The sequence below is a fragment of the Actinomycetospora flava genome, from assembly GCF_037400335.1.
GTDB classification, from domain to species: domain Bacteria; phylum Actinomycetota; class Actinomycetes; order Mycobacteriales; family Pseudonocardiaceae; genus Actinomycetospora; species Actinomycetospora flava.
This window is the reverse complement of the sequence record NZ_JBBEGM010000004.1, coordinates 233570-243465: the sequence shown is the minus strand read 5'-3', so window position 1 is coordinate 243465 and position 9896 is coordinate 233570. Positions and strand designations below refer to the sequence as shown.

General features: G+C 73.6%; 9 protein-coding genes. 8 read left to right on the top strand and 1 reads right to left on the bottom strand.

The window, feature by feature from the left end; translation table 11 throughout:
- The first annotated feature begins 4 nt into the window (after positions 1–4).
- The 8 genes from WCD58_RS12940 (at position 5) to WCD58_RS12905 (ending at position 7940) form a co-directional block, all read left to right on the top strand.
- A complete protein-coding gene (locus WCD58_RS12940) occupies positions 5–1450 on the top strand; it encodes an aromatic amino acid ammonia-lyase (RefSeq protein WP_373696222.1) in 1446 nt (481 codons plus the stop codon).
- 183 nt (positions 1451–1633) lie between these two features.
- Positions 1634–3115, top strand: coding sequence for an AAA-type ATPase lid domain-containing protein (locus WCD58_RS12935; RefSeq protein WP_337703403.1), 1482 nt, complete (start codon positions 1634–1636; stop codon positions 3113–3115).
- Positions 3116–3263: 148 nt separating this feature from the next.
- On the top strand, positions 3264–3662 hold the full coding sequence (locus WCD58_RS12930; protein WP_337703401.1) for a hypothetical protein: 399 nt from the start codon (positions 3264–3266) through the stop codon (positions 3660–3662).
- The gene (locus WCD58_RS12925) at positions 3659–5227 is read left to right on the top strand and encodes a GMC family oxidoreductase (RefSeq protein ID WP_337703399.1); all 1569 of its coding nucleotides are present in this window, start codon (positions 3659–3661) and stop codon (positions 5225–5227) included. Before WCD58_RS12930 ends, WCD58_RS12925 begins: the two co-directional genes overlap by 4 nt.
- An 11-nt stretch (positions 5228–5238) precedes the next feature.
- Positions 5239–5784 (top strand): YbhB/YbcL family Raf kinase inhibitor-like protein, encoded by a 546-nt coding sequence (locus tag WCD58_RS12920; RefSeq protein WP_337703397.1) that lies wholly within the window; start codon positions 5239–5241, stop codon positions 5782–5784.
- A 76-nt stretch (positions 5785–5860) separates the two neighbouring features.
- Positions 5861–6091, top strand: coding sequence for a hypothetical protein (locus tag WCD58_RS12915; protein WP_337703395.1), 231 nt, complete (start codon positions 5861–5863; stop codon positions 6089–6091).
- A 124-nt stretch (positions 6092–6215) separates the two neighbouring features.
- Positions 6216–7193 (top strand): anti-sigma factor RsbA family regulatory protein, encoded by a 978-nt coding sequence (locus tag WCD58_RS12910; protein ID WP_337703393.1) that lies wholly within the window; start codon positions 6216–6218, stop codon positions 7191–7193.
- Between the two features lie 48 nt (positions 7194–7241).
- Positions 7242–7940: a GAF and ANTAR domain-containing protein gene (locus tag WCD58_RS12905; protein ID WP_337703391.1), complete on the top strand. Its 699-nt coding sequence runs from the start codon at positions 7242–7244 to the stop codon at positions 7938–7940.
- A gap of 7 nt (positions 7941–7947) precedes the next feature.
- On the opposite strand, the gene WCD58_RS12900 is transcribed toward WCD58_RS12905, so the two are convergent.
- Positions 7948–9489, bottom strand: a complete 1542-nt coding sequence (locus WCD58_RS12900) for a long-chain-fatty-acid--CoA ligase (protein ID WP_337703388.1) — start codon at positions 9487–9489, stop codon at positions 7948–7950.
- Positions 9490–9896: the final 407 nt, after the last annotated feature.

Genomic DNA, 9896 nt, shown 5'->3' with positions numbered 1-9896 from the left:
GCGGATGGTCGCGGCGGTCGCCCGCACGCCGGGGCCCACCGACCTCCACCTCGACCGCGCGGCGCTCGCCGGGGTCGAGCGCGCCGCCAAGCTGGGCGCCGACCTGAGCACCCGGCGCGCCGTCTACGGGCGCACCACCGGCGTCGGCGCCAACCGCGACGAGACGGCCGTCGCCGACGACGCTGGTCAGTCAGCCGGGCACGGTCTGCGTCTGCTGCGCTCCCACTCCGGCGGCGCGGGGGACCGGCTCGACGCCGAGCTCGTGCGGGCGGCCCTGCTCATCCGGCTCAACCAGCTCCTCGCCGGCCGCTCCGGGGTGTCGCCGGCGCTGGTGCGCGCGCTGGCCGACGCGGTCGCTGCCGACGCGCTGCCCGTCGTGCACCGTCTCGGCGCGATCGGCACCGGCGATCTCGCGCCGCTGGCCCAGATCGCCCTGGCGCTCGCGGGGGAGGGCGCGTGGGACACGGTGCCGCCGGGCCACCACCCGGTGACGGTCGACGCCGGTGACGCGCTCGCGTTCGTGTCGAGCAACGCGGTCACCCTCGCCGAGGCGGCGATCGCGGCGGGCACGCTCGACGTCGTCCTCGCGTCGAGCCACGCGGTCGCGGCCCTGTCGTACCTCGCGCTCGACGGCAGCCCCGAGGCCTACGCCGACCCGGTGCACCGCGCCCGCCCGCACCCCGGCCAGGTGCGGTGCGCGCAGCGGATGCGCCACCTGCTCGGCATGGAGCGCACCCCGCCGAAGGGCCGGCGCATCCAGGACCCGTTCGGTCTGCGCGCGTTCCCGCAGGTCAACGGGCCGGCCATCGACGCCCTCGACATGCTGCACGGCGTGCTCGACGTCGAGATCAACGCCGGGGCGGAGAACCCCATGATCGCGGTCGCCGAGGACGACGCCTACCACCACGCGCACTTCCACACCGCCTACGTGGCCGGCGCCCTCGACCACGTCCGGGCGTGCGTGCACGGCGTCGCCGAGCTCTCCGCGGCCCGACTCGGCGACCTCGTCGAGCCCGAGCAGACCGGCCTGCGGGCCTTCCTCGCCGACGGCCCGCCCGGCAGCTCCGGGGTGATGATCCTCGAGTACATGAGCCACGACGCGCTCGCGGCCCTGCGCCAGGCGGCGCTGCCGGTGACCCTGGGCAGCGCGGTCGTGTCGCGCGGGCTCGAGGACCACGCGAGCTTCTCGACCCAGGCGGCCCGGGCCACCGCGGAGGTCGCGACCGCCTACACCCGCGTGCTGGCCTGCGAGCTCGTCGCGGCCGTCCGCGCCCTGCGCCTGCGACGGCGGGACGGCTCGCCGATCTCCTCGGACGGGCCGGTGCCGGTCGAGGAGGCCCTGGCCCGCGCGGAGGAGGTCCTCGACCTCCGCACCGAGGACCGCCCGCTGGCCGACGACGTCGACGTCGCGGTCGACCTGGTGCGCGACCCCACCTGGGCGCAGGTCTGAGTCGGGGGTATCTCGGCGCCGTATGTGAGGTTAGCCTCACCTCATGACACCGAGGTTCGTCGACGACTCCCGCCCCGCGGCGGGGCGTCTCAGGTTGACACTCGGAAGCGCTTCCCCCGGATGTCGTCTCTGCCACAGTCAATGGCGTTCCGCACCGCGATGACGCGCGAGGGAAAGGCCGAGATGACCGAGACGGATCTGTGCGACCGCGAGCAGCTGGCGCGCTCGCGTGATCGCGATCCCTCGGTCCTGCCGCACCGTCTCGTCGCGTCCTGGAAACGCAGCGCCGGATACGGCGTCTCGCTCGACGCGGTCGCCCCGGAGTTCGCGGGCGACGTCGACGACCATTCCCTGTTCTTCGAATCCGGCCACCAGGTCCTCACCGAACTGCACGAGACGCTCGCGGACGAACCCGTGAGCCTCATGCTCACCGATCCCGACGGCCTGGTCCTCAACCGCGTGTGCAGCAACCGGGTCCTGCTGGGCGCCCTCGACGGCGTCTCGCTGGCCCCGGGCTTCGACTACTCCGAGCGCACCACCGGCACCACCGGCCTCGGGCTGGCGCTCGCGGACCGGGTGCCGACGCTCGTGCGCGCCGACCAGCACTACTGCACGCGGCTCTGGGGCTACACGTGCGCCGCGGCGCCCGTCGCGGACCCCGTGTCCGGCGACCTCGTCGGCAGCGTCAACCTCACGACCTGGTCGCAGCAGTCCTACAACCTCCTGCTGGCGCTGGCGAGGACGGCCGCGCGCACCACCGAGGCGCTGATGCTGGCCCGCGGGCAGGGGCGCGAGGCCCGGCCGGCGAGCCGCGGCCGGGTGGTCCGCGTCCGCACCGTGACCGGCGTCGACGAGGACGCCGCGCCGTGCCTCGACGACCTCGGCCCCGAGTGGCGCGCCGCCGCCGACACCGCGCGGACGGCCCTGCGCGCAGGCCGGGGCGTCGCCGTCGTCGGCGAGGCCGGTGCCGGCAAGGGAGCCCTGCTCGGCGGGGTGCAGGCGCGCGGGCGGCGCGTGCTGCACGTCCGGCCGCCGGAGCCCGAGGCCGTGGCGTCGTGGTGGTCGCTGTGGTCCCCGGAGCTCGGCAAGCCCGGGACCAGCGTCATCGTCGCGCGGGTCGACAGGCTCCCGGCCTGGGCGGCCAGCGACCTCGCCGAGCTCGTGCGGGCCCGCGCCGGTGCGGACCTCTCGTTCACCGCGGAGGACGCCGCCGGGGTCCCCGAGGAGCTGCGGCCCTTCGTCGGCACGATCGTGGAGGTCCCGGCGCTGCGCCACCGGCGCGACGACGTCCTGCCGCTCGCGCGCTGGTTCGCCCGCGAGGCGCGGCACCGTGCGGTCCGGTTCACCGCCGGCGCCGAGCAGGTCCTCACCGCCTACCACTGGCCCGGCAACGTCACGCAGCTGCGCGACGTGGTCCGCCGGGCCGTGGCGCGCACCGACCTCGTGTCCGAGCGCGACCTCCCGCCCGAGGTCTTCACGGGCACCCACCACCAGCTCACCCGCCTGGAGACCCTCGAGCGCGACGAGATCGTCCGCGCGCTCGGCGAACCCGGCGCGACCCCCGCGCGAGCCGCGAGCCGGCTCGGCATGAGCCGTTCCACGATCTACCGGAGGATCGCGCGCTACGGCATCCGTCTGCCCGCCGAGAATTCACCGCCGACCTAGTCGGCGGTCTTCGAGAACACCACCACACCCCTTCCCGACGTCCCCCGGGGACGCCGGTGGGACCCGTTCGTCCACAGCACGCCATCACGAGAGAGGACGAGGTGCGGTGGGAAGCAATCTGTTGTCCGCACAGGACCGCCAGACATTGGTGAACGTGGTGTACGCGGCGTTCCCGCACAGCACGTTCCCGCGAGGACCCTACGAGCGCGCCGCCGACGCGGTGATCGCCGCGGCCGGGACCGACCCGCGGTTCCTCGCCCAGCTGCTGCAGGGGCTCACGGACCTGAACGCGCAGCGCGAGGTGCCGTTCGCCGAGCTCGACGTCGAGACCGCCGGCGCCGTGCTGCGCGGGGCGGACGGGTCGCCGTTCCTCACCGGGATCGTCGACAGCGCCGTCGTGACCCTCTACAGCGACCCCGAGGTGTGGGACCTGCTCGGCTACGAGGGGCCCTCCTACGACCAGGGCGGCTACGTGAACCGGGGCTTCGACGACCTCGACTGGCTGCCCGACCCCAAGATCGAGTTCGAGGAAGAGGTGCCGGCATGACCCGCTTCTCCTACGACGACTCCGACGTCGTCGTCGTGGTCGGTTCCGGAGCCGGCGGCGGCACCGTGGCCAACGAGCTCTGTCAGCGCGGCCTCAAGACCGTGGTGCTCGAGGCCGGGCCGCACCTGACGGGCGACGACTACCACCAGGACGAGTGGCCCGCCTTCGCTCAGATGGCGTGGGGCGACACGCGCACGACCTCGGGCAGCTGGCAGGTCGCCAAGGACTTCCCGAACCTCCCGGCGTGGCTGGTCAAGGCCGTCGGCGGCACGACGACCCACTGGGCAGGCGCCTGCCCGCGGTTCAAGGCCCACGAGTTCACCGCGCGCTCGACCTACGGCGACCTCGACGGCACCAGCCTGCTCGACTGGCCGATCGCGCTGAACGAGCTCGAGCCGTACTACGACAAGGCCGAGATCAAGATGGGCGTCACCCACCGGCACGGGCGCCCGCCGCTGCCGGCGAACAACAACTACAAGGTCTTCGCCAACGGCGCCGAGAAGCTGGGCTACCGCTACTACTCGACCGGCCCCTACGCGACGAACGCCGAGCCCTACGACGGCCGCCCGGCGACCCTGCAGGACGGCTTCAACTTCCAGGGCGACAAGCACGGGTCGAAGTGGTCGACGCTGGTCGCCGAGCTGCCCAAGGCGGAGAAGACCGGCAACCTCGACCTGCGGCCCGACAGCCACGTCGCGCAGATCGAGCACGACGCCGCCGGCCGTGCGACCGGCGTCCTCTACATCGACCGCAACGGGACGCTGCGCCGCCAGCGCGCCGCGGTGGTCGTCGTCGCCGGCAACTCCATCGAGACGGCGCGCCTGCTGCTGCTCTCCGGGTCGGCGCAGCACCCCGACGGCCTGGCGAACTCGTCGGGGCAGGTCGGGCGCAACTACATGCGCCACACCACGGGCACCGTGTGGGGCCAGTTCGACAAGCCGGTGCGCATGTGGCGCGGCGAGACGATGGCCGGCGTCATCGCCGACGAGTCGCGCCTCGACACCGACCGCGGCTTCGTCGGCGGCTACTACATGGAGACGATCAGCCTCGGGCCCGCGTTCCTGGCCAAGTTCATCGCGCCCGGCCGCTGGGGCAGCCACATCAGCGACCTGCTCGACAACTACCGCAACACCGCGGGCATGTGGATCGTCGGCGAGGACATGCCGCGGGAGGACAACCGCGTCACGCTCTCCGGCGACACCGTCGACCAGCACGGGCTGCCGGTGGCCAACGTCCACTTCGACGACCACCCGAACGACGCCGCGATGCGCGCCCACGGCCAGCGCCAGGGCGCGTCGGTCTACAAGGCGGTCGGGGCGCTCAAGACGATCGAGACGCCGCCGTACCCGTCGACCCACAACCTCGGCACCGCCCGCATGAGCCAACGGCCCCGCGACGGCGTCGTCGACCGCTACGGGCGTGCCCACGACGTGCCGAACCTGTTCATCGCGGACGGCAGCGTCTTCACCACCGGTGCCGCGGCGAACCCGACGCTGACGATCGTCGCGCTCGCGACGCGCCAGGCGGAGTTCATCGCGACCGAGCTCAACAAGACCCTCAGCTGACGGAGGCCCGGATGACCACCGCTCTCGCTCCGCCCGATCCGTACACCTTCCTCCCGGAGGTGCCGACCTTCACCCTGACCAGCACCGACATCGCCGACGGCACCCCGCTGGCGGCGCCGCACACCAGCGCGATCATGGGTGTGCCCGGCGGGGAGGACCGGACCCCGCAGCTGCGCTGGCAGGGGTTCCCGACGGCCACCCGCAGCTTCGCGGTGACCTGCTACGACCCCGACGCGCCCACCGGCAGCGGGTTCTGGCACTGGGCCGTCGCCGACATCCCGGCCGACGTCACCGAGCTCGTGGCCGGGGCGGGCGACCCGGACGGCTCGCGGCTGCCGCAGGGGGCGATCACGCTCCCGAACGACGCCGGCATCCACCAGTACCTCGGGGCGGCGCCCCCCGAGGGCCACGGGGTGCACCACTACTACTTCGTGGTGCACGCCGTCGACGTGCCGACGCTGGGGATCCCGCGCGGCGCCTCCCCGGCGTTCCTCGGGTTCAACCTGTTCAGCCACACCCTGGCCCGGGCGACCATCACCGCGGTCTTCGAACGCTGAGCATGGGCGATCGTCGTGCCGCCGCCGCGGAATCCGCGGCGGCGGCCTTCGCCGTGTTCCGATCGTCGGCCGGACCATGCTGACGACCCGGGTGTCCCTCCACCCGGACACTCCGCTCGCCGCGGTGGTGCTCCACGATCCGGACCGGGCGCTGCCGTCCGCGGTGCGCGTCGTCGACGCCGACGTGGGCGTCGCCGTGTCCCGCATGCTCGAGACCCGCCGCGAGCTCGGTTGCTGCGGTCAGAACGCGTACCGGCGGCTGGACGACCTCATCGCCCGAGCGGAGGCATGGATCGCGCCCGCCTAGGACATCGGGAGTACGAGCAGACCCGGACGGCGGTACCGCTCACCGGTCCGTGCCGTGCCGATGCGGCGTGTCGTCGCCTCGGTCGGCATCATGGCCTCGCTGAACGGACACCGATCGCGCGGGGGTGACAGCGCTGACGGCCACGCAGGACCTCGGGGGCCTGGTGCACCCTGCCCTCTTCTACGCCGACGACGCGTCCTACGTCGCCGGCACCGTGCCGTTCCTGCGCGAGGGTCTCGACGCGGGCGAGCCCGTGATGATGGCGGCGCCCCCGTCGCGGCTCGCCCTGGTGGCCGACGCGCTCGGGCCCGCCGCGACGGACGTGGTCTTCCACGACATGACGGTCGCGGGTCGCAACCCGGGGCGGATCATCGCCGGGGTGCTGCGCGCCTTCGTCGACGAGCACGCCGGGGCCGGTCGCGCCCGCATCATCGGCGAGCCGATCTGGGCGGGCCGCAGTCCCGCCGAGTACGCCGCCGCGGTCCAGCACGAGGCGCTGATCAACGCCGCGCTCGGCGACCGCCCGGTCACCGTCCTGTGCCCCTACGACACGAGCGCCCTCGCCCCGGCCGTCCTCGAGGACGCCGAGCGGACGCACCCCGTGCTCGTCGAGGTCGGCGTCACCTCGAGCAGCACGCGCTACGCGGACCCCGCCGAGTTCGCGCAGTGGATGAGCGGGCCGCCGGCCGAGGAGGACGCCGAACTCGCCGAGACGCTGGTGTTCGCCGCGCCGACGGGCCCGCGCGCCGTGCGTCTCGCGGTGGCCGAGCACGCGCTGCGCGCAGGGCTCGACCCCGATCGCGTCGCCGACCTGTGCCTCGCCGCCTACGAGGTCGCGGTCAACACCGTCGTGCACACGGGCCGGCCCGGGTTGCTGACGCTGTGGACGCGGACGGACCCGTCGCAGGAACCGGCCGCGGTGGTGTGCGAGGTGCAGGACAGCGGGTGGATCGCCGACCCCCTCGTCGGGCGCCACCCGTGCGGCCCGGCCGACGGGCGCGGCTTCGGCCTGCGCCTGGTGCACCAGCTCTGCGACCTCGTGCAGGTGTACAGCGACCCCACCGCCGGCACGACGGTCCGCATGACCGTGAACCTGCGGTAGTCACCGGGACGGGGTACACGGCGGCCGACGACGGGTAGGCCCCGCACCGTGTTCAACGAGCAGGACCAGCGACTGCGGGACTTCCTCGCGACCGGGCGGCGGTTCGCGGCGACCTCGAGCGTCGAGGAGACGCTGCAGCTCATCCTCACCTCGGCCGTCGACACGTCACCGGCGACGGATCTCGCCGGGGTGCTGCTGCTCGAGGGGCGCGGGAAGATCACCTCGCTGGCGACGACCGACGGCGTCGTGAACCAGCTCGACCAGGTGCAGGCCCGGCACAACGAGGGTCCGTGCGTGGAGTCGATCTACGACCAGGAGCTCGTCGTCGTCGACGACTTCGCGGAGCACCTCGAGCGCTGGCCGCGCTTCGCCCGCGCCGCGCTCGACCACGACGTGCACAGCTCCCTGTCGTTCCAGCTCTTCAGCGAGGGCAAGCGGGCGGGCTCGCTGAACCTGTTCAGCCACCGCGTGCGCGCCTTCGGGGAGGAGGACCGCGTCCTGGGCGCGCTGTTCGCCAACCAGGCCGGCCTCGCGCTCCGCGGCGCGCAGCGCGTCGCCCAGCTCGACCAGGCGGTGGCGTCGCGCGGGGTGATCGGCACGGCGAAGGGCATCCTCATGGAGCGCTTCGGCATCGGCGACGACGAGGCGTTCCAGCGTCTCGTGCGCAGCTCGCAGGACACCAACATCAAGCTCGTCGACGTGGCGCAGTGGCTGATCGACGAGACGACGGGCAGGCAGACGGGCTGACCGCGCCTCAGCGTGCCTGCTCGCGCAGCACGGTCTTCTGCACCTTGCCGGTGGCGTTGCGGGGGAGGGCGTCGACGATCGTGATGCGCCGCGGGCGCTTGTAGCGGGCGAGGTGCTCGCGGCAGTGGTCGTCGATCGCCTCGGCGGTGGGCGGGTCGTCCGGGTCCGTCGGCACGATCACCGCGAGCGGGGTCTCGCCCCAGGTCGGGTCGGCGACGCCGATGAGGGCGACGTCGGCGACCTGCGGGTGACCGGCCAGGACGTTCTCGACCTCGGCGCAGTAGATGTTCTCGCCGCCGGAGATGATCATGTCCTTCTTGCGGTCGACGACGTAGTAGTAGCCGTCCGGGTCCTGGCGGACCAGGTCGCCCGAGTGGAACCAGCCGCCGCGGAAGGCCTCGGCGGTCTCGGCGGGCTTGTTCCAGTAGCCCGACATCACCAGCGGTCCGCGGTAGACGATCTCGCCGACCTCGCCCGGCGCGACGTCCTTCATGTCGTCGTCGACCACGCGGACCTCGACGTTGATCATCGGCGTGCCGACGGAACCGATCTTCCGCACGGCGTCCTCGCCGCGCAGGGTGGTGGTCACCGGGCTGCACTCGGTCTGGCCGAACGAGGTGATGATCTCGGCGTCGGGGAAGGTCGCGATCATCGTCCGGAGCAGGGTGTCCGACGCGGGCGCGGCGCCCCAGGAGCACTTGCGCAGGGCACTCAGATCGCGCTCCTGCGCGGTGGCGCGGGCACAGATCGCCGTCCACTGTGCGGGGACGAAGAAGCACCCGGTCACCCGCTCGCGCTCGAGGATCGCGAGCGTGGCGTCGGGGTCGAAGCCGGTCGAGGGCGGGATGACGGTGGTGCCGCCCGCGAACAGCGACGGGAGGAAGCCGGCGACGCCGGCGATGTGGAACAGCGGCGTGCCGGAGAGCCAGACGCCCGGCCCGCCGGGGCCGCCGAGGTGCATCGTCGACGAGAACGCGTGCAGGAACAGGTTGCGATGGGTGAGCATCGCGCCCTTCGGCGCCCCGGTGGTGCCGGAGGTGTACATGATGAACGCGGTGGCGTCGTCCGGGACGGCGAGCTCGCGGTGGTCGGGCTCGGCGGCGGCGAGGACGTCCTCGAGGTCGCCGCCGATGGTGATCGTGCGCCGCACGCCGGGGGCGTCGGGGAGGGCGTCGGCCAGCAGGGGAGCGGTGGCCGTGTCGGCGATCGCGACGACCGCGCCGGAGTCGGCGAGCGCGTACGCGACCTCCCTCGCGACCAGCCGGAAGTTGACCGGCACGCAGATCCCGCCCGCCCGCAGGACGGCGAGGTAGGCCTCGAGCAGGTCGGCGGAGTTGAGGCCGAGCACGGCGACCCGGTCACCGGGCTCGACACCCTCGGCGACCAGGGCGTTCGCGAGCCGCGTGATGCGGTCGTCGGCGCGGGCGTAGGTCCGCCGCTCGCCGGTGCCGGCGTCGACGAGGAACTCCGCCTCCGGCGTCGTCCGCGCCCAGCGGGCCTGGATGTCGCTGAGGGTCATGCCCCGGCCGGTGATCGACGTCCCCGTCATGCGCGCTCCTCGCCGTGGTGTCCGCTCACTCGTAGGACCCGGCGGGCGACGGCGTCAAGGGGTGCGGGTCGGTGGCCGCTCGGTCCGGGCTCGCCGTCACGATCTCTCGGCGATGTCGTCGGGGCTCCGGCCGCCGGTCCGGGTGATCAGGGGCGTCCTGGTGCACCTGATCCGCCCGCGCGGGTGGATGCTGTCGCCCGTGATCACCGCGGCCGGGGACCCGCGTCCTCGCGAGAGGCACCTCGCGCAGGATCGAGCGCTCGCGGACCTGCCGAGCGTGCCTCTGGCCCGCGCACCGGCGCCCCGTGCGTTCCGGCGAAGGGTGCCCCTCGCCCGTCTATCCGACCGAAGGGGCCCTTCGGTCGGAACAACCGGCGGGCGACCGCGAGCCCCGGCGGCATCCTCGA

Excerpts from the sequence above, each read along its gene's own strand:
- WCD58_RS12940 (WP_373696222.1), top strand. The coding sequence starts at position 5 with ATGGTCGCGGCGGTCGCCCGCACGCCGGGGCCCACCGACCTCCACCTC.
- WCD58_RS12935 (WP_337703403.1), top strand. The coding sequence starts at position 1,634 with ATGACCGAGACGGATCTGTGCGACCGCGAGCAGCTGGCGCGCTCGCGT.
- WCD58_RS12925 (WP_337703399.1), top strand. The coding sequence starts at position 3,659 with ATGACCCGCTTCTCCTACGACGACTCCGACGTCGTCGTCGTGGTCGGT.
- WCD58_RS12920 (WP_337703397.1), top strand. The coding sequence starts at position 5,239 with ATGACCACCGCTCTCGCTCCGCCCGATCCGTACACCTTCCTCCCGGAG.
- WCD58_RS12915 (WP_337703395.1), top strand. The coding sequence starts at position 5,861 with ATGCTGACGACCCGGGTGTCCCTCCACCCGGACACTCCGCTCGCCGCG.
- WCD58_RS12900 (WP_337703388.1), bottom strand. The coding sequence starts at position 9,489 with ATGACGGGGACGTCGATCACCGGCCGGGGCATGACCCTCAGCGACATC.